Source organism: Bacillus sp. 05T31 (genome assembly GCF_056396725.1).
Map to the genome: position 1 here is coordinate 1 of NZ_JBFTMA010001405.1, position 437 is coordinate 437.

1 pseudogene is annotated in these 437 nt (G+C 31.7%); it reads right to left on the bottom strand.

The annotated features are described in order from the left end of the window. Positions 1 to 23 precede the first annotated feature (23 nt). Positions 24 to 437, bottom strand: a pseudogene (locus AC1DJR_RS33540) (SgrR family transcriptional regulator); the annotation flags it as partial.

Here is a 437-nt window from a genome sequence, read left to right on the forward strand (position 1 = left end):
AATAATTACAGTCATCCCCGTATTTAATGCGGGGATGGCTGTATCCATAACTTCGCAAAATTCGCCCAACCGAATGAATCAATTGTTACGTTTTTTAAAGAAGAAGGGTATGTTTTTCTTTTTAAAACGTGATAGTTAAATAAAATGATGTTTTCAGCTTGTAAAAACTCTTCAATCTCATACATGAGCTTATACCGTTTTTCTTTATTGTCTTCTAATAAAAAGGTATCAAGTAAACAATTAATTTKTTTTGCATAGTGTGGGTCCATGAATCGATTTACGAAGCAACTTTTATTTTTAAATACATTTAAAAATGCAATTTCATGATCGGTAGCAAATACTTCCCCCATGAAAATAATATCCGCATGTTTATCAATAGAACGATCCATATAATCTGAAACGAGAAATGGGTGAAGTTCTAGGTGTACTCCTAATTG